This is a genomic window from Ruegeria sp. YTSA064 (assembly GCF_059610325.1).
The window spans coordinates 135,189-152,970 of record NZ_JBXWNK010000009.1 but is presented as its reverse complement, the minus strand read 5'-3'; the positions used below and the strand labels follow the sequence as shown (position 1 = coordinate 152,970).

The 17,782-nt window shown below is 55.9% G+C and carries 18 protein-coding genes; 7 read left to right on the top strand and 11 right to left on the bottom strand.

Annotation, left to right across the window (positions count from 1 at the left end; all coding sequences use genetic code 11):
- Window positions 1–41 precede the first annotated feature (41 nt).
- From fdhF to ychF, 5 genes are all read right to left on the bottom strand, one after another.
- Window positions 42–2,828, bottom strand: a complete 2,787-nt coding sequence (fdhF, locus tag AC2FI7_RS15120; RefSeq protein ID WP_010438071.1) for a formate dehydrogenase subunit alpha — start codon at window positions 2,826–2,828, stop codon at window positions 42–44.
- Between the two features lie 11 nt (window positions 2,829–2,839).
- The gene (locus tag AC2FI7_RS15115; RefSeq protein WP_010438069.1) at window positions 2,840–4,543 is read right to left on the bottom strand and encodes an NAD(P)H-dependent oxidoreductase subunit E; all 1,704 of its coding nucleotides are present in this window, start codon (window positions 4,541–4,543) and stop codon (window positions 2,840–2,842) included.
- An 85-nt stretch (window positions 4,544–4,628) separates the two neighbouring features.
- Window positions 4,629–5,510, bottom strand: a complete 882-nt coding sequence (locus tag AC2FI7_RS15110; RefSeq protein ID WP_010438067.1) for a LysR family transcriptional regulator — start codon at window positions 5,508–5,510, stop codon at window positions 4,629–4,631.
- Window positions 5,511–5,697: 187 nt separating this feature from the next.
- A complete protein-coding gene (locus AC2FI7_RS15105; RefSeq protein WP_010438065.1) occupies window positions 5,698–6,465 on the bottom strand; it encodes an NYN domain-containing protein in 768 nt (255 codons plus the stop codon).
- 113 nt (window positions 6,466–6,578) lie between these two features.
- Window positions 6,579–7,676 carry a redox-regulated ATPase YchF gene (gene ychF, locus AC2FI7_RS15100; protein WP_496816500.1) on the bottom strand — a complete coding sequence of 366 codons (1,098 nt, stop codon included), beginning with the start codon at window positions 7,674–7,676 and terminating at the stop codon, window positions 6,579–6,581.
- A 201-nt stretch (window positions 7,677–7,877) separates the two neighbouring features.
- Here ychF and AC2FI7_RS15095 point away from each other — a divergent pair, with 201 nt between their 5' ends.
- The 7 genes from AC2FI7_RS15095 to AC2FI7_RS15065 all read left to right on the top strand — a co-directional run bounded on the left by AC2FI7_RS15095 (window position 7,878) and on the right by AC2FI7_RS15065 (window position 13,917).
- On the top strand, window positions 7,878–8,363 hold the full coding sequence (locus tag AC2FI7_RS15095) for an acyloxyacyl hydrolase (RefSeq protein WP_010438061.1): 486 nt from the start codon (window positions 7,878–7,880) through the stop codon (window positions 8,361–8,363).
- A gap of 79 nt (window positions 8,364–8,442) precedes the next feature.
- Entirely contained in the window at window positions 8,443–9,234 is a 792-nt protein-coding gene (gene trpA / locus AC2FI7_RS15090; protein ID WP_480456790.1) for a tryptophan synthase subunit alpha, read from the top strand.
- Between the two features lie 162 nt (window positions 9,235–9,396).
- On the top strand, window positions 9,397–10,563 hold the full coding sequence (locus tag AC2FI7_RS15085; RefSeq protein WP_010438057.1) for an alpha-hydroxy acid oxidase: 1,167 nt from the start codon (window positions 9,397–9,399) through the stop codon (window positions 10,561–10,563).
- A 254-nt stretch (window positions 10,564–10,817) separates the two neighbouring features.
- Window positions 10,818–11,477 carry a 50S ribosomal protein L25/general stress protein Ctc gene (locus AC2FI7_RS15080; protein ID WP_010438055.1) on the top strand — a complete coding sequence of 220 codons (660 nt, stop codon included), beginning with the start codon at window positions 10,818–10,820 and terminating at the stop codon, window positions 11,475–11,477.
- 130 nt (window positions 11,478–11,607) lie between these two features.
- Window positions 11,608–12,291 carry an aminoacyl-tRNA hydrolase gene (pth, locus tag AC2FI7_RS15075; protein WP_010438054.1) on the top strand — a complete coding sequence of 228 codons (684 nt, stop codon included), beginning with the start codon at window positions 11,608–11,610 and terminating at the stop codon, window positions 12,289–12,291.
- A gap of 72 nt (window positions 12,292–12,363) precedes the next feature.
- Window positions 12,364–13,527, top strand: a complete 1,164-nt coding sequence (locus AC2FI7_RS15070) for a serine hydrolase domain-containing protein (protein ID WP_010438053.1) — start codon at window positions 12,364–12,366, stop codon at window positions 13,525–13,527.
- Window positions 13,528–13,536: 9 nt separating this feature from the next.
- The gene (locus AC2FI7_RS15065; protein WP_010438050.1) at window positions 13,537–13,917 is read left to right on the top strand and encodes a DUF2237 family protein; all 381 of its coding nucleotides are present in this window, start codon (window positions 13,537–13,539) and stop codon (window positions 13,915–13,917) included.
- Here AC2FI7_RS15065 and AC2FI7_RS15060 read toward each other — a convergent pair.
- The 6 genes from AC2FI7_RS15060 to ihfB form a co-directional block, all read right to left on the bottom strand.
- Window positions 13,914–14,546, bottom strand: a complete 633-nt coding sequence (locus AC2FI7_RS15060; protein ID WP_010438048.1) for a class I SAM-dependent methyltransferase — start codon at window positions 14,544–14,546, stop codon at window positions 13,914–13,916. The two genes, AC2FI7_RS15065 and AC2FI7_RS15060, sit on opposite strands and share 4 nt — an antisense overlap.
- Before the next feature lie 51 nt (window positions 14,547–14,597).
- Window positions 14,598–15,845: a tryptophan synthase subunit beta gene (gene trpB / locus AC2FI7_RS15055; protein WP_010438046.1), complete on the bottom strand. Its 1,248-nt coding sequence runs from the start codon at window positions 15,843–15,845 to the stop codon at window positions 14,598–14,600.
- Window positions 15,846–15,913: 68 nt separating this feature from the next.
- Window positions 15,914–16,249 (bottom strand): hypothetical protein, encoded by a 336-nt coding sequence (locus AC2FI7_RS15050; protein WP_010438044.1) that lies wholly within the window; start codon window positions 16,247–16,249, stop codon window positions 15,914–15,916.
- Between the two features lie 46 nt (window positions 16,250–16,295).
- Entirely contained in the window at window positions 16,296–16,940 is a 645-nt protein-coding gene (locus tag AC2FI7_RS15045) for a phosphoribosylanthranilate isomerase (protein ID WP_010438043.1), read from the bottom strand.
- An 8-nt stretch (window positions 16,941–16,948) separates the two neighbouring features.
- Complete coding sequence (locus tag AC2FI7_RS15040; protein WP_029621676.1) at window positions 16,949–17,299, bottom strand: lipopolysaccharide assembly protein LapA domain-containing protein; 351 nt, start codon at window positions 17,297–17,299, stop codon at window positions 16,949–16,951.
- Between the two features lie 6 nt (window positions 17,300–17,305).
- Complete coding sequence (gene ihfB, locus AC2FI7_RS15035) at window positions 17,306–17,590, bottom strand: integration host factor subunit beta (RefSeq protein ID WP_008758048.1); 285 nt, start codon at window positions 17,588–17,590, stop codon at window positions 17,306–17,308.
- Between the last annotated feature and the right edge of the window lie 192 nt (window positions 17,591–17,782).

Below are 17,782 nucleotides of genomic sequence, written 5' to 3'. Positions count from 1 at the left end.
GCGACCTCAAATGAGCCGCCCTTTCTAAGAGTACGTGAAGTTTATTCCGCCGCGATGGCGTCTTCGATCTTTTCGACACGAATGGCCGAGAATTTAAACTCGGGGATCTTGCCATATGGGTCGATGGCCGAGTTGGTCAGGATATTCGCCGCCGCCTCGACATAGGCGAATGGTATAAACACCATGTCCTCGGCAATCGCTCGGTCGGCTCGCACCATGATTTCAATCGAACCGCGGCGAGTAGTCAGACGGATCATCTCGCCCGGCTCAATCCCCATCAGTTTCAACGTACGCGGGTTCATCGAACAGTTCGCTTCAGGTTCTACGGCGTCCAAAACAGTGGCCCGGCGGGTCATCGACCCGGTGTGCCAGTGTTCCAGCTGCCGGCCCGTGGTGGCGATCATCGGGTACTCGTCATCCGGCGCCTCATCCGGCGGAATGACGCTGGCCGGGGTGAACCGGGCCCGGCCATCTGCGCGTGGGAACCCGTCACCGAACACGATGGCCTGTCCCGGATCGGTTTCGCTGAGCGAGGGATAGGTAATGGTCTCGGTCTCCAACCTTTCCCAAGTGATATTGTCGAGCGAGGCCATGGTCAGCTTCATCTCGGCAAAGACCTGGGAAACATCCGTGTACTCCCAGTTCAGACCTATGCGCTGCGCAAGCTCGACAGTGATTTTCCAATCCTCGCGCGCCTCACCCGGAGGCGTCACAGCAGGACGCACGCGTTGTACCTGACGGTTGGTGTTGGACACGGTGCCGTTCTTCTCATAGAGCGCCGAGGCGGGCAGGATGATGTCGGCATAGTTCGCCGTTTCGGTCAGGAAGATATCCTGCACGATCATCAGCTCCAGCTTGGCCAGAGCCTCACGCGCGTGGCCTACATCCGGGTCAGACATGGCAGGGTTTTCACCCTGAATGTACATGCCCTTGATGTTGCCTGCGTAAGCCTGATCGATGATCTCGGTGACCGTCAGGCCCTTCTCGTTCGAGAAGTCGCGTTCATCGTTCCAAACATTGTTGAACTTGGCCCGGATGCTGTCATCGGTGACTGACTGATAATCCGGTAGGAACATCGGGATCAGACCCGCATCTGAGGCGCCCTGAACGTTGTTCTGACCCCGCAGCGGGTGAAGACCCGCGCCCGGCTTGCCAACGTTCCCGGTCATCAAGGCCAGCGAGATCAGGCAGCGCGAATTATCGGTTCCGTGGATGTGCTGGCTGACGCCCATACCCCAGAAGATCAGACCGGCCTTGGCTTGTGCAAAGGTGCGCGCCACTCGGCGCAGTTGATCCGGTTCAATACCACAGATCGGCGACATCGCTTCGGGCGTGAACTGGCGCAGATGCTCTTTCTCGGCTTCCCAGTTCTCGGTCCAGCGGTGGATATACTGGCTGTCGTATAGTTCCTCTTCCACAATCACATTCATGATCGCGTTGAGCATCGAGACATCCGCTCCCGGACGGAATTGCAGCATTTCATCGGCAAATTTGCGCATGCCGACGCCGCGCGGGTCCATCACGATCAACTTGCCGCCGCGTTTGGTGAACTGCTTGAAATAAGTCGCGGCTACGGGGTGGTTCTCGATCGGGTTGGCCCCGATGATGATCGCCACATCCGCGTTTTCGATCTCGTTGAAGGTCGCAGTAACAGCGCCGGAGCCGACGTTTTCGATCAGGGCCGCAACAGACGACGCGTGGCACAGACGGGTGCAGTGGTCGACGTTGTTGTGGCGGAAACCCTGACGGATGAACTTCTGGAACAGATAGGCTTCTTCGTTGGTGCACTTGGCCGAGCCGAAGCCTGCAACGCTGCGCGGGTCTTCGTCGCGCAGAGCCTTCAGCTTGGTGGCGGCCAGATCCATCGCCTCTTCCCAAGTCGCTTCGCGGAAATGGGTACTCAGATTGCCCGGATCGACGTTCAGGCCCTTCTCAGGCGCATCTTCACGACGGATCAACGGCGTGGTCAGGCGGTGCGGGTGATGAATGTAGTCAAAACCGAAGCGGCCTTTGACGCACAGACGGCCTTCGTTTGCGGGACCGTTGATACCTTCGACATACTTGACCTTGCCGTCTTTGACCTTCAGCGAGACCTTACAGCCGACACCACAGAACGGGCAGACGCTTTCGGTTTCGCTGTCGTAATCCTTGCTGTCGCCTTTCTGCTGGTCGTCCAGCACAGTGGCAGGCATCAGCGCTCCGGTCGGGCAGGCCTGCACACATTCGCCACAAGCCACACAAGTGGACGCACCCATCGGATCATTCTGGTCGAACACTACCTGCGCAGTATGGCCGCGACCGGCCATGCCGATCACGTCGTTCACCTGCACGTCGCGGCAGGCCCGGACGCAGAGGTTGCAGTTGATGCAGGCATCCAGATTGACGCGCATCGCAACGTGGCTGTCATCCAGCAGGGGAATTTTCTCAGCTTCTTTCGCCGGGAAACGGCTGTCGCTGACATCGTTCAGCTTGGCCATATCCCAGAAGTGGCTGGAGGTGTCGTGTGCTTCCTCAGGCTGATCCGCGACCAACAGCTCCATGACCATGGCACGCGATTTCTCGGCACGCTCGCTGTCGGTCTTAACGACCATACCGTCCGCTGCGGGGCGGATGCACGAGGCGACCAGAGTGCGCTCACCTTCCACCTCGACCATACAGGCGCGGCAGTTGCCGTCGGGTTTGTAACCGGGTTGCGGCTTGTGACACAGGTGCGGGATTGTGAACCCCTGCCCCTTGGCCGCTTCCCAGATGGTCCAGCCCTCGGGCACGGTGACATCTTCGCCATTCAGGTTGAAGGTGACGGTCTTGTTTGGGCTTGCATCAAGCATGGCTGTCTCCCTCAGATTTCGTCAGCGAAATGTTTCATGACAAGGCGGATCGGGTTCGGGGCTGCCTGCCCCAGACCGCAGATCGAGGCGTCGCCCATGACCTGACACAGGTCTTCCAGCAGATCCTGATCCCACTTGTCGGCTTGCATCAGCTTGACCGCCTTTTCGCAGCCTACACGGCAGGGCGTGCACTGGCCGCAGCTTTCGTCTTCGAAGAAGCGCAACATGTTCAGCGCCGCATCGCGCGCGGTGTCCTGATCGGACAGAACCACCACAGCGGCAGAGCCAATAAATGTGCCGTGCGGTTGCAGCGTGTCGAAGTCCAATGGGATATCGTCCATCGACGCGGGCAACAGGCCCGAGGAGGGACCACCCGGCTGATAGGCTTTGAAGGTCTGCCCTTCGGCCATACCACCGGCAGCTTCGATCACATCCAAAATGGTCGAGCCAGCAGGCAGAAGGTAAACACCCGGCTTCGCGACCCGCCCCGAGACCGAATAGCTACGCAAACCCTTGCGACCATTCTTTTCGGTGCTGTTCAGGGATTCAGGCCCTTCACGGCAAACTTTGGTCACCCAATAGAGGGTCTCGACATTGTGCACCAAGGTCGGGCGGTTAAAGACCCCAACCTGCGCCACGAACGGAGGACGGTGACGCGGAAGGCCCTTTTTGCCCTCAATCGACTCGATCATCGCGGATTCTTCACCGCAGATATAGGCACCGGCACCCCGGCGCAGGTCGATATAGCCCGGCTCGACAATGCCCGCGGCTTCCAGCGCGGCGATCTCGCGGCGCAGGATTTCCAAAACTGCAGGGTATTCGTCACGCATGTAGATAAAGCACGTCTCGGCCTCGACCGCCCACGCGGCGATCAGCATACCCTCAAGGAAGACATGCGGCGTGCGCTCAAGATAATAGCGGTCCTTGAATGTGCCCGGCTCACCTTCGTCCCCGTTCACGGCCAGATAGCGCGGGCCTTCGTTCATGCGAACAAAGCCCCATTTCTTGCCTGACGGGAAGCCAGCGCCGCCCAGACCGCGCAGGCCCGAGGACAATACGTCTTCCTGTACCTTTTCCCAGTCGCCACCGTCGCGCAGCTCTTTCAGCTTAGCGTAACCGCCATTCGCCTCGTAGGTCGCGTAGGCTTCATAGTCAGGCAGATGCGCGTGGGTGTCATCGGCAGCAATCGCAGCCTGCACTTTTTCGGGGGTCGCATGGTCGATGTGGTTGTGACCGATCTCAAGCACCGGAGCGGTATCACAGCGGCCCATGCAGGGCGCGCGAACGACACGCACTTGTGAAGCGTCCAAACCGTCTTCCAGCGCCTTTTGCAGCTGTTGGGCACCTGCCATCTCGCAGGACAGGGAATCACAGACACGGATCGTCAAAGCGGGCGGAGGGGTTTCACCCTCTTTCACCACATCGAAATGGGCATAAAAGGTCACCGTTTCGTAGATCTCGGCTTGTCCGATCCGCATTTCAACGGCCAGAGCCGCAATGTGGTCGGCGCTGATATGGCCGTGTTCGTCCTGAATCAAATGCAGGAATTCGATCAGCAGGTCGCGGCGACGCGGGCGGTCGCCCAGCAGACGCGCGATTTCAGCCTGCGCCTCATCCGTGAATTGGCGGCCTTTGGGCGTGTGCCGCCCCTTGCCTTTACCTGACTTCCAGACGCCCTTGGGTGCGCCTGATGGCTTGGTATCTAATGGTGCCATGATGCCCTCCGATTAAGGCTCCGTGTCTCATCAGACTAGCATATCGTCAAATCGCATATCTCAATCGTACGATAACGACAGATTATCACCGTAATGACGCCACCACATCACGTAATGCGCCGACCGTGGGCAATTCCGGGTCGCGAGTCAGGGTCGCCAGACAAATCGGCTTGCTGACCACCGGGTCGACCAAAGGCAGCACTTTGGTATCTTTCAAATCCCCCAGCGCCCGCACCAGCACGCGCGGGATCACAGTGGCAGCCAGCCCCTCGCGCGCCATAACCATCGAGGCAGTGAACCCACTGGTCTCGGCCACAATATCCGGGTGCAAGCCCTGTTCGGCAAATATCCGGTCCAGAATTCGCCGATTCTGCATCTGAGGCTCCAACAGGCTGAGCGGGAACTCGGCCACGCGCGCCCACGGTATCGGGCCTGTCTCATCGGTCATATGCGAAGGGACCAACAGGACGTAGGTTTCTTCGTATAAGGGCTGCACCTGCCGCAGATCAGTACCTATGCTGTCGCCATAGGTGATGCCCGCGTCCAGACTGCCTTCGTCCAACCGGTGTTGGATCGCGGTCGCGGACATGGTCTCGATCCGGGTCACGATACGCGGGTGGGCGTCGCGCAACCGCTTGGTCAGACGCCCGGTGAAGGCAATCGCCGTAGGGATCACGCCGAGGATCAGCGTACCGGTAATCTCTCCCTTGGCAGCCAACACCTGCTGTTCCAAAGCTTTGGTGTCATCGAGAATGCGTCGCGCCCGCTGAACGATCATCTCGCCCTCTTCGGTCAAGCCCTGAAACCGATTGGCGCGCCGGACAATAGAGACACCCAATCGATCCTCGAGATTACGGATGCGCATTGAGAACGCAGGCTGGGAAATGCCACACTCCTCAGCCGCTTTGGCAAAATGGCGATGCCGCGCCAAAGCGCTGAGCAGTTGCAGGTCGCGGATTTCGATCATTTAGGTACATCCTACCCAAAAGGAGAACCGCAGACTATCGCGTTTTCTGAGCGAAGAAAGCCCGAGTTGAACAAACGCGGAAGGGCGAGCGGCTCCGGACTTACATCAGAACCCAAACCACAGAATGTGAAAACACAACGCGAGGGCAATACTTCAGCGTCTGCTGACGCCAAACGCTCAACTTTTGTCAGCCATGGAATTTGTGCTGAAGCAGCTTGATTTTACCGTCTGAAATCGCCACGCTTTTGCGCCAAAGGTTTTCGCTCATTACAGTCGGGTACTCGCTTGCATAGTCACGGTATTTATCGTTGGTTACGGCAAACGAAATTGGCAGGTACTTGAGACACTCAAGAATAAAAACATCCGCTTGAACGCCGCTGGGCACGACATAAATCTCGCTTACGTCGAGCCCAAAAATCTGTTGAAGCAACACCAACGAGTGTCGCTCTCTCCTTGGAATTGCCCCGTGTTCACTCAGTGTATGATAAATGTTTGCATCGAAGAAGCATATGACACGATACCCTTGCGAACGCAGCTGACGGACGATCTCACTCAGCGGTTGGGCATCTAACCCATTGTCATGCCCGAAATGGTAAATATTACTTCCGTCAATAACGACCGTTTTCTCATCAAGTCTAAGACTACGCATAAAGCCAAGACGATCATTGGCTAACAAGAAGTGCTGTTTGCCAACGTTACTTTTGCGACCTGCGGTCAACCAGACAAAAACAAAGGCGCATAGCAAAATTAGGACCGGGTCTATTTTGATATCTGACCATTCCAAGAGCAAACCCAAAGCCAGAGCAAATGTACAAACCAACAAACCAAAGCCTATGAGCTTTTTCAGAATACGCGATACACGTGTGAGACTACCGAGGCCGTGTTCTGCGGCAGAGCTTTTTGAGGAGAGCACCTCACCTAATGTGTTGGATTTAGAAGCAAAATTGCCTCTCATTTGAATACCTTTAGGACAAAATATTTACTAAGATAATCTGAGGAAGCCCGTAAGGGCCTTTAAAGGACTTGACCTGTTTTTAACTCAATTCTTACGACCTCGCCGTCGAATGTTCACGTATTAAACAAAAAATGCATCACATCACCATCCTTGACGATGTACCCCTTGCCCTCTGCCCGCATCTTGCCTGCCTCTTTGGCACCCTGCTCACCATTCGCGGCGATGTAGTCATCATAGGCGATGGTCTCGGCGCGGATGAAACCCTTTTCGAAGTCGCCATGGATCACACCTGCGGCCTGCGGTGCGGCGGTACCGGTGCGGATGGTCCAGGCGCGGGCCTCTTTCGGGCCTACGGTGAAATAGGTTTCCAGCTTGAGCAGATCGTAACCAGCGCGGATCAGGCGGTCGAGGCCGGGTTCTTCCAGCCCCATTTCCTCAAGGAACATCTGCGCTTCCTCGTCTTCCAGCAGGCTGATCTCTTCTTCAATCTTAGCACTGATGATGACATGAGCATTGCCCTGCGCAGCGGCCATCTCGGCAACCTTGGCGGAATACTCATTACCTTCGGCGGCTTCTTCCTCGGACACGTTGCAGACGTAGAGCACCGGCTTAGTCGTCAGAAGCTGCAACATCTTCCAGGCCTTGGCGTCTTCGTCCGAGACTTCGACCAATCGCGCGGGCTTGCCGTTTTCCAGCATCACCTGTGCCTCGGTCAGAAGGCGATCCTGCTGCTGTGCCTCTTTGTCGTTACCCTTCAGCTTGCGCACCAGATTGGCACGGCGCTTTTCGATGCTTTCCAGATCGGCCAGCATAAGCTCGGTTTCGATCGTGTCCGCATCCGCCACGGGATCGACACGACCATCCACATGGGTCACATCACCATCCTCAAAACAGCGCAGAACATGAGCAATCGCATCGGTCTCACGGATATTTGCCAGGAATTGGTTGCCAAGTCCTTCGCCCTTTGATGCGCCTTTTACCAGACCGGCGATATCTACAAAGGTCATGCGCGTTGGAATGATCTGTTTAGAACTGGCGATCGCCGCCAATTTGTCCAGGCGATCATCAGGAACAGCAACATCACCCACGTTGGGTTCGATGGTACAGAATGGGAAATTCGCCGCCTGGGCTGCCGCAGTTTTTGTCAGCGCATTGAAGAGGGTCGACTTGCCCACATTCGGCAAACCCACGATTCCCATTTTAAAGCCCATAACGGCCTCCTGATACCATTCGAGCGCCGCTTCTAGGCAGGTCTAGCGCAATGCGCAAGGCGTAGCACTCCCTCCCACCCCCGAGTCTGATCTGCCACATCACGAAATTGGCATGACATTGTGTTCTTGCCCTCATTGAATTCATGCACATACAGTCCCCAATAAAACTAATACCAACGAACGACGGACATAGTAGGTACGATGAAACCCCTTGTTATTCTGGCCTTCGCGCTGGCGGCGGCGACTTCTGCGCAGGCACAATCCATCATTTTCGGCGCTGGCTACGCAGATTACTCCCACAGCGACGGAGACGATCAGGCCATTTTTTCGCTTGAGTATCAGCATCGCCCGTTTCACGAGGCAACTCGGTTCAGCGCAACATGGGGTGGGGCTCTCTCGGTTGATACAGACGGCGACACGCATATTGGTGCCGGATTGATCGGAGTATATAGCTTTGCCGACCGATGGTTTATCGAAGGCAGCGTCATGCCCGGCTACTATAGCGAAGGAAGCGATCAGAATGATTTGGGAGGCAGTTTTCAGATTCGCAGCCTGTTGGGTCTTGGTTATACGCTTGAAAGTGGGAACAAACTGTCGGTTGCCATCACGCACAAATCCAATGCTAGTACGCAGGGCGATAACCCCGGTGTGAACTCACTACTGCTGCGGTATCATTACTCGTTCTGATCTCTAGTCCACCAAGCGGGATTGATTTTCAGCGAAAGTTTCTGCACATCAGGTCCAAACCCGAGTGCAAGGACTTCCGATGACCCGTATCGACGCCAAATTCGCCGCTCTGAAAGAACAGGGCAAAAAGGCATTTGTAGCTTATGTCATGGCCGGGGATCCCGACTATGAAACGTCGCTGGAGGTCGTAAAGGGTTTGCCTGGTGCAGGCGTCGATGTGATCGAACTGGGCCTGCCCTTTACCGACCCGATGGCGGATGGCCCCACCATCCAGGCCGCAGGTCAACGGGCGTTGGATGGCGGGATGACGTTGCAGCGCACGCTTGATCTGGCACGCGCTTTCCGCGAAACCGATGATACCACGCCGATTGTGCTGATGGGATACTACAACCCGATCTACAGTCGAGGAGTTGAGACCTTTCTGGCGGATGCAAAGTCTGCCGGAATTGACGGGCTGATCGTCGTCGACCTGCCACCTGAAGAAGACGAAGAGCTTTGCCTGCCAGCACAGGCTGCCGGGTTGAACTTTATCAGGCTGGCAACACCGACAACCGACGATAACCGCCTACCTCGCGTGCTGCAGAACACGTCTGGCTTTGTTTATTACGTGTCGATTACCGGTATCACCGGCGCTGCTGAGGCGCAGGCGACCGATGTCGGACCCGAGGTTGCACGGATCAAAGCCGCAACCGATTTACCGGTCATTGTCGGGTTCGGGATCAATACGCCAGAGAAGTCACGCAACATTGCCAGCGTGTCAGATGGTGCCGTTGTCGGGTCCGCAATAGTCAGCCAAATCGGGTCTGGAAAACCAGTGACTGAGGTGTTGGACTTCGTCAAATCACTTGCTGACGGCGCGCACACCGCCTGATAACTCATTATATCTCAAATCGGTATCCACCGCAGCTGGCGTTCAACTTGCTGCGGTATTTTTCGTTTTAAACCACGTGGCGACCAACCGCAGTTGATCGCCATTGCAGAGCAATAGAAAAATTGGTAAAGAAACTTAACCAATCCTGCGGAAGCCAGATCCATGCCTACAATTACCAATATCGAAGATCTCAAACGGATCTATGAACGCCGGGTGCCCCGCATGTTTTTTGATTATGCGGAAAGCGGCAGCTGGACGGAACAAACATTCCGCGAGAACACCTCGGATTTCGAAGACATCCGTCTGCGTCAGCGGGTGGCCGTAGACATGACCGGACGCTCGACCGCGTCGCAGATGATCGGACAGGATGTGTCGATGCCGGTGGCACTGGCTCCGGTAGGTCTCACAGGCATGCAACATGCAGATGGTGAGATCAAAGCGGCCAAAGCTGCCGAGGCCTTTGGCGTGCCCTTCACCCTTTCGACGATGTCAATCAACTCGATCGAAGATGTTGCTGAAAACACGACTGCTCCGTTCTGGTTCCAACTCTATACAATGAAGGATCAGGACTACGTCGGGCGACTGATCCAGCGCGCGAAGGATGCGAAATGCTCGGCCTTGGTCATCACGCTCGACCTGCAAATCCTCGGTCAACGACACAAGGACTTGAAGAATGGCCTGTCTGCACCGCCAAAACTGACACCAAAAACCATTGCCAACCTGATGACAAAATGGGCCTGGGGTATCGAAATGCTGAGTGCCAAACGTCGGGAGTTCGGCAATATCGTCGGCCATGTCGACAGCATCACCGATACCCGCTCACTGGGAACATGGACTGCTGAACAGTTCGATCCCAGCCTCGACTGGGACAAGGTTGAGAAGCTGATGGAACAGTGGGGCGGCAAAGTAATCCTCAAGGGTATATTGGACGCCGAAGACGCAAAGATGGCCGCCAAGCTGGGTGCGGACGCCATCGTCGTATCAAATCACGGCGGGCGACAGCTGGACGGTGCGCTTAGTTCAATCCGGGTTCTGCCCGAGATCATGGATGCCGTTGGCAATGATGTCGAAGTGCATCTGGATAGCGGCATTCGTTCGGGGCAAGACGTGCTAAAGGCTCTGGCGCTTGGGGCCAAAGGAACCTTCATAGGCCGCGCCTTTGTTTATGGGCTGGGTGCGATGGGTCAGAATGGTGTGACGACGGCTTTGGAGGTAATCCAGAAAGAGCTCGATACAACGATGGCACTTTGCGGTGAGCGCAACGTGGCTGATCTGGGGCGCCACAATCTTCTGGTCCCGGAAGACTTCGGCGGCCGCTGGCAGGCCTGATCCTCGACTTACCAAAAAAAAGGGGGCGCTGCCCCCGCCGCCTTTGGGCGTCTCCCCCGAGATATTTGCAGTCCAATGAAGAAGTGGACCCCATCTTCATCTGGCCCTAAATATCCCGGAGCGCGAGGCAGAGCCTCGCAAAATTCCTCAGGCCACAAAAAGCCCTTTCCAAACCAATTGAATCAAGCTAAGGACGCGGCTTCACGCGGGCATACAGCCTTGGAGGATGCCCGCCCTAACATTGGAGAATTATCATGGCTGGAGAGATTCCTGATCTCGTAGCTCTGGAACGGACGGGGACAGGCAAGGGCGCCGCTCGTCAAGCACGCCGCGACGGCATGGTTCCGGGCATTGTGTTTGGGGGCGACAAAGACCCGCTGCCGATCCAAATCCCGTTCAACGTCCTGTTCAAGCGACTGAAAGCAGGCCGGTTCAAGTCGACCCTGTGGAACCTGAAGGTTGAAGGCCACGAAGACGTTCGCGTCATCTGCCGCGACGTTCAGCGTGACGTGGTCAAAGACCTGCCGACCCACCTGGACCTGATGCGCCTGCGTCGGACCACAAAGATCGCGCTGTTCATACCTGTTGAATTCGTCAACGAAGAAGCGGCCCCCGGCATCAAGAAGGGTGGCGTTCTGACCGTTGTGCGTCCGGAAGTTGAACTGTTGTGCACCGCGGGTGACATTCCTGAGAAGATCACCGTTGATCTGACTGGCATGGAAATCAACGACGTTGTCACCATTTCTTCGGTTGATCTGCCTGCTGGCACCAAACCAACCATCGATCGTGACTTCGTGATCGCCAACGTTTCGGCACCCACCGGTCTGTCGACAAGCGACGATGAAGAGGGTGAAGAGGGCGAAGTTGCAGCTGATGAAGTTGAAGTCATCGGCCAGGACGAAGCTGAAGAATAAGTTCGGATCATATCCGAATAGTGTAACGGGGCTCGTTTGTAGCCCCGTTTTTTTATGCAGATGTTGGGCTGGAAACGAGACGGTAAGATGTGGCATCAACCGCTGAGATTACGCTGTTAAGGACGATGCGATGAAACTGTTTGTCGGCTTAGGAAATCCCGGGCAGAAATACGCCCGTAACCGGCACAATATCGGGTTTATGGCATTGGAGCGGATCGCCGAAGACCATGGCTTTGGCCCTTGGAAATCTAAGTTTCAGGCTGAGATCGCCGAAGGTCGCCTGGGCGGGCAGAAAGTGCTGCTGGTTAAACCTCAGACATTTATGAACCGTTCGGGCCAGTCCGTGGGCGAGGCAATGCGGTTCTACAAACTCGATTCGACCGACGTGACCGTCTTCCACGATGAGCTTGATTTGGCCCCGGGCAAGGTACGTGTGAAAGCTGGCGGTGGACATGCGGGACATAACGGGTTGCGGTCGATCCACGAACATATCAGTTCGGCCTATGATCGCGTGCGGCTGGGCATTGGCCATCCGGGTCGGAAGGAAATGGTATCACCTTATGTTCTGAGCGACTTTGCGAAAGCCGATGCAGACTGGCTGGATAGCGTCCTGCGCGGGGTTTCGGATGGTGTGGATTATCTTGCCGATGACGAAAGCGGCAAGTTCATGAATGCTGTAGCTTTGCGAACCGCTCCGCCAAGATCGTCGAAGCAGTCTGGCAAACCTGAAAGCCCCCCCCAAAAGAGCGTCGAGGCCGTATCTGTGCCAGATGAGCGTTCGGCCATGCAGAAGCTGCTGGACAAATTCAGGTAATGCTTCCGCAACGTAGCAATTGCGTAATGGAACTGACCGGGGTCCACTGTCAGGTGTAATAGGAGACTTCGAATGAGATCTGCTTTTAAGTGGCTGCTACGTCTTGTGTTTGCTCTGGCGTTAGCGGCGTTTGTGGTCGGCTTTTGGAAACGCGAGGAGATTCAACGCCTGATGGCCGTGAACTCTTTGTTTTCAGAAGAAAAGATCGTGCATAATTTTTCGCACATGGACGAGGCGTTTCTGACCACCGATTTGCCGCGCGGTGACAGCCCGACCTGGGAACTGCCTTATGGCCCCGGTTTCGATCTGCCCGATGAAACTGACCAGTGGATCGAAGATCGCGCAGTAACATCTTTGCTTGTGATGCAAGACGGAGCGATCCGGTTTGAGGAGTATTATCTGGGCACCGGACCCGATGACCGGAGAATTTCGTGGTCAGTTGCAAAAAGCTATTTGTCGGCCCTGTTTGGTATTCTGATGGCAGAGGGCGCTATTTCATCGCTGGATGACCCGGTTGCACAATACGCCCCAGAGCTCAAGGGCAGCGCCTATGACACTGCGACGATCCGCAATGTCTTGAATATGGCCAGCGGTGTGACCTTCGACGAAGACTATCTGGACTACAATTCTGATATAAACCGAATGGGGCGTGTGGTTGCCTTGGGGGGTGAGTTGGATGATTTTGCGGCCTCACTGCAGGACAGCTTCGTCGCGCCGGGCGAAACTTGGCAATATGTGTCCATAGACACCCATGTAATCGGAATGGTTATCCGGGGCGCGACAGGGCGCAGCGTCGCAGAGCTGCTGACCGAGAAAGTGATCGAGCCGCTGGGGTTGGAGCGGGACGGCTACTACATCACCGATGGCGCAGGCGTTGCATTTGTTTTGGGCGGTCTCAACTTCACAACGCGCGATTTTGCACGGTTCGGGCAGTTGATTTTGCAGGGTGGCGAACGCGATGGCCGGCAGATTGTACCTGCGGATTGGATCGACACATCTACTTGGCCTAGCGCCCCGACAGACCCCGGCGAGATCGGTTATGGCTATCAGTGGTGGATACCTGTTGGGGCGCATGAGGGTGAATTCATGGCGCGCGGCATCTATGGCCAGTATATCTATTTCGACCAGCCACGCGGGGTCTTGATCGTGACAACTGGCGCTGACCGAAAGTTCCGCGATCCTGGCGTCAACGAGCTGAATGTCGAAATGTTCCGCAAAATTGCGCAAAGCCTGTAAGATGCAGCCATGCAAAAGCTAGACAGCATCAATGTTCTGGGAGGCGTACTCGCCTCTTGCTCTCGCGATCCTCTGACCGGGTTCTTTCGCGACGGCGTTTGCAACACCTGCCCGGAAGACCAGGGCAGCCACACGGTTTGCGCAGTAATGACCGCTGAGTTTTTGGCGTACTCGAAATATGTCGGCAATGACTTGAGCACGCCTCGACCTGAATTCGATTTCCCAGGTCTCAAACCCGGCGATAGCTGGTGCCTATGTGCGTCGCGCTTCTTGCAAGCCTATGACGAGGGCTGTGCACCCCTGGTCCACCTTGAAGCCACCCATCAGAGAGCGTTGGATGTCGTTCCCCTGCATATCCTGCAGGCGCAGCGTTCCGAAGACGAGACCTAGATCGCGGTAGCCCGATATCCACGTGACGTGCGTGAGGGTGGCCCGGTCGGAAAGCTGTGTTCAGCTTGCAGATCCCATCCTGAGCGGGACAACATTTTCACCACCGTCTCTGGCCTGTAGGTCCGGTGCCGCCACTGAAACCAGATGATCGCATTGCACCAATGCGGTTTGCTCACGACCAGCCAGAGCATCGCACCGGGTTCGGCAAGATCGCGCATTTGGCGCAGAGCCTCAGTAGGGTCGGCGCAATGTTCCAGAACATGCGCGGCCAGTAGGCAGTCAAATCGGGCCTCCGGTTGAAAATCGTCCAATCGGGATTGAATGAGCGTCGCATCGAATCCGCGGCGCTGCAAAGCTGAATGCGCCAAGTGCAGCATCCGGGCAGAAGGCTCGAGCAGCGCGATGTCACCTTCGGGCCGGATGACAGTGCGTGCTTCGGCGAAAGCACCCGTCCCACACCCGATATCCAGCGCATTACGCCCCAAGTCTGCAAGCGGATCTGACGACAGAAATCCTAGGTAGGCATCAAAATAACCTAACAGCCGCATCTTATCCGCCCAGCCGGGGGCTGCTTGATCGTATTTTTGGTCAAGCCGATCAAGTTCAGCCTTTGAGGATGCGCTGCTCATGATTAGCAAACTGGCACAGTTCCTCAAAGGCGCAAAGCCTGTTTTGGGTGATCAGTCTGCTGTACGGCCTTCGGTGTCGGACATGTCGAAGTTCAGGTATTGCGCAACCGTCTGCACATCCTTGTCGCCGCGTCCGCACATGTTCATGCAGATCAGGTGATCTTTGGGCAAATCTGGTGCGATCTTCATCACATGCGCCAGCGCATGACTGGGCTCAAGCGCCGGGATGATGCCCTCGGTCGCACAGCACAGCTGAAACGCCTCCAGTGCCTCTTTGTCGGTGATTGAGACATAGTTGGCACGGCCGATATCGTTCAGCCAGGAATGCTCAGGCCCGATCCCCGGATAATCCAGACCCGCCGAGATGGAATAGCCTTCCAGAATCTGCCCATCGTCATCCTGCAACAGATAAGTGCGATTACCGTGCAGCACGCCGGGGCGACCGCCGGTCAGCGAGGCACAATGCTCCATCTTTTCATTCACGCCCTTGCCGCCTGCTTCGACGCCGATGATGTTGACCTCTTTGTCATCAAGGAACGGATAGAACAGGCCCATCGCATTCGAACCACCGCCAATGGCTGCGATAATGGTGTCGGGTAGACGGCCTTCGGCCTTGTGCATCTGCTCTTTGGCTTCCTTACCGATGATCGACTGGAAATCGCGTACCATCGCCGGGTACGGGTGCGGACCGGCCACTGTGCCGATGCAATAGAACGTGTCGCGCACATTGGTTACCCAGTCGCGCAGCGCGTCGTTCATCGCGTCTTTCAGCGTACCCCGACCGCTTGTCACCGGAATCACCTCAGCCCCAAGCAGGCGCATACGGAATACATTCGGGGCCTGACGCTGTACGTCATGCGCACCCATATAAACGATGCACTTCAGGCCGAACTTGGCACAGACGGTAGCGGTGGCTACGCCGTGCTGCCCTGCCCCAGTTTCCGCGATGATCCGGGTCTTACCCATGCGGCGCGCGAGAATGATCTGGCCCAGCACGTTATTAATCTTATGCGCACCAGTGTGGTTCAGTTCATCGCGCTTCAGATAGATTTTGGCCCCGCCTAGATGCTCGGTCAGGCGTTCCGCGTAATACAGCGGCGAGGGGCGGCCCACATAGTTGGCCCACAGATCATCCATCTCGGCCCAGAAAGTAGGGTCATCCTTGGCTTTGTTATATTCCTCTTCCAGCGACAGGATCAGCGGCATCAGCGTTTCGCTGACGAACCGTCCGCCGAAGATGCCGAAACGGCCCTGCTCATCCGGGCCGGACATGAAGGAGTTAAAAAGATCGTTGGCCATGGGTGTCTCCACTCGTCGTACGCGACTTTCATAGGTGGTAGCGGCAGGATTTGCCATGGCAAAACGCATCATTGCTGATCCCGGACGCATTGCGCCCAGACCTTCAAAGCCTGATCCCTGCTAGGGACAGCGATGCAGGGAAAATGGTGGAATTCATAGGTTTTGGCCAAGCGTGAAGCCGCATCCACCACACATCGATGCGGGCCCGATTGGGCGAATGTCAGCATAGCCTCTACGTCTTCCCAAACACTGAGTGAAAAAAACATGCCCTGATGTAAAAAGACCTGTGCTTCCAGGCATAATGGATCGCCGCGCGCCTGAAGCAACGCCTGACGCGCCCGCCAGAATAGCTCCGGCCCGTAGTACCATCGTCTTAACGAAACACCGCCAATTGCCGCAAGCATCGTCGTCTCCCCTTTTCCGGAGATACGCAGCAGACAATTGTTCAGATCACCGTGTGGCGTCGATAAATGCGCTGATCAAGGCCTCATCCTTGATACCCGGAGCACTTTCAACGCCCGAAGCGACGTCCACTTGCCGGGCTCCCGTGGTACGAATGGCCTCCGCCACGTTGTCGGGAGTTAAACCACCCGCCAGCATCCACGGCTTGCGCCAATACTTCCGCCCGGCCATAAGACGCCAATCGAACGCCAAGCCGTTGCCGCCCGGTAGAACAGCATTTTTTGGTGGTTTGGCATCGATCAAAATCTGGTCAGCGACGTCGCTAAAGGCATCAATCGCATCCAAGTCTTCGGCATCAGCCACTCCAATGACCTTCATCACTGGCAACCCATAGCGTGATTTGATTTCCGAAACCCGTTTGATGCTTTCGCCACCGTGCAACTGCAACATATCGAACGGTACGGTTTCGGTAATCTGATCCAAAACCTCGTTCGACGCATTCACAACCAAAGCCACCTTAGCGACCCCAACAGGCACAGATTGCATCAACACTGCCGCTTGCTCAGCGGTTACATAACGCGGCGATTTAGGAAAGAAATTGAAGCCAAGATACCGTGCACCTGCTTCAACTGCCGCACGCACATGATCAGGCGCGGTCAGACCGCATATTTTGACACTGATTTCACCGGACATGGTCGGCCTCAGCTTGCCTCATCCAGCAGAGCGAGCACATCATCCTGCCCATCGTTCTGCTTTTTCTTGAGCTTCTTGACCTCGCGCTCAAGCTTGCGCACTTCGCTTTTCTTCACAGTGGCGTCTTTACGGTGCTTGTGCTCACGCAGCCACTCCCAAAGGAAGCCGATGACCAGACCGGCCACAACGCCACCAAGGACAACCAAAAACAAAGGGAGCGAGGTTGAAAAGTTGAACCCAAGCAACTCTGCCAGTGCAGTCGGCATCAGCTTCAATTCAACCAGCTCACGATTGGCCAGAGAGATGGAGACCAATATGATCCCTAAGGCAGCCAGAAAAGCATAACGAATGTAGCGCATCATGACTTACGCTTTACCGTTCAACCGATCCCTTAGCAACTTGCCGGTCTTGAAAAACGGAACACATTTTTCTTCAACCTGTACGGTTTCACCAGTACGGGGATTCCGTCCGACACGTGCATCGCGTTTTTTCACGGAGAAAGCGCCAAATCCACGCAGCTCAACGCGATCGCCGCGCGACATTGCATCGGTCACTTCTTCAAAAACTGTATTTACAATCCGTTCGACGTCGCGCTGATAAAGATGCGGGTTTTCGTCGGCGATTTTTTGAATCAGTTCTGAACGGATCATGCGTAATACCCTCCCAGGCGTCCGGTATGTCTGGTCTACTGATTTGACAGTATAGGAAAAAACCCGGTTTGGGGGAACGCATACTCTGCATCGATTGGACTTATTTTGCCACATTCTAACGCGAATATTAGCGCACAAGCTCGTTTTCTACACCTATTGAGCGAACATGACGGGGAAAAACCCGGATAATTG

What these genes read in the sequence shown, in the direction of transcription:
- fdhF (WP_010438071.1), bottom strand. Translation starts at nt 2,828, where the DNA reads ATGCTTGATGCAAGCCCAAACAAGACCGTCACCTTCAACCTGAATGGC.
- AC2FI7_RS15115 (WP_010438069.1), bottom strand. Translation starts at nt 4,543, where the DNA reads ATGGCACCATTAGATACCAAGCCATCAGGCGCACCCAAGGGCGTCTGG.
- AC2FI7_RS15110 (WP_010438067.1), bottom strand. Translation starts at nt 5,510, where the DNA reads ATGATCGAAATCCGCGACCTGCAACTGCTCAGCGCTTTGGCGCGGCAT.
- AC2FI7_RS15105 (WP_010438065.1), bottom strand. Translation starts at nt 6,465, where the DNA reads ATGAGAGGCAATTTTGCTTCTAAATCCAACACATTAGGTGAGGTGCTC.
- ychF (WP_496816500.1), bottom strand. Translation starts at nt 7,676, where the DNA reads ATGGGCTTTAAAATGGGAATCGTGGGTTTGCCGAATGTGGGCAAGTCG.
- AC2FI7_RS15095 (WP_010438061.1), top strand. Translation starts at nt 7,878, where the DNA reads ATGAAACCCCTTGTTATTCTGGCCTTCGCGCTGGCGGCGGCGACTTCT.
- trpA (WP_480456790.1), top strand. Translation starts at nt 8,443, where the DNA reads ATGACCCGTATCGACGCCAAATTCGCCGCTCTGAAAGAACAGGGCAAA.
- AC2FI7_RS15085 (WP_010438057.1), top strand. Translation starts at nt 9,397, where the DNA reads ATGCCTACAATTACCAATATCGAAGATCTCAAACGGATCTATGAACGC.
- AC2FI7_RS15080 (WP_010438055.1), top strand. Translation starts at nt 10,818, where the DNA reads ATGGCTGGAGAGATTCCTGATCTCGTAGCTCTGGAACGGACGGGGACA.
- pth (WP_010438054.1), top strand. Translation starts at nt 11,608, where the DNA reads ATGAAACTGTTTGTCGGCTTAGGAAATCCCGGGCAGAAATACGCCCGT.
- AC2FI7_RS15070 (WP_010438053.1), top strand. Translation starts at nt 12,364, where the DNA reads ATGAGATCTGCTTTTAAGTGGCTGCTACGTCTTGTGTTTGCTCTGGCG.
- AC2FI7_RS15065 (WP_010438050.1), top strand. Translation starts at nt 13,537, where the DNA reads ATGCAAAAGCTAGACAGCATCAATGTTCTGGGAGGCGTACTCGCCTCT.
- AC2FI7_RS15060 (WP_010438048.1), bottom strand. Translation starts at nt 14,546, where the DNA reads ATGAGCAGCGCATCCTCAAAGGCTGAACTTGATCGGCTTGACCAAAAA.
- trpB (WP_010438046.1), bottom strand. Translation starts at nt 15,845, where the DNA reads ATGGCCAACGATCTTTTTAACTCCTTCATGTCCGGCCCGGATGAGCAG.
- AC2FI7_RS15050 (WP_010438044.1), bottom strand. Translation starts at nt 16,249, where the DNA reads ATGCTTGCGGCAATTGGCGGTGTTTCGTTAAGACGATGGTACTACGGG.
- AC2FI7_RS15045 (WP_010438043.1), bottom strand. Translation starts at nt 16,940, where the DNA reads ATGTCCGGTGAAATCAGTGTCAAAATATGCGGTCTGACCGCGCCTGAT.
- AC2FI7_RS15040 (WP_029621676.1), bottom strand. Translation starts at nt 17,299, where the DNA reads ATGCGCTACATTCGTTATGCTTTTCTGGCTGCCTTAGGGATCATATTG.
- ihfB (WP_008758048.1), bottom strand. Translation starts at nt 17,590, where the DNA reads ATGATCCGTTCAGAACTGATTCAAAAAATCGCCGACGAAAACCCGCAT.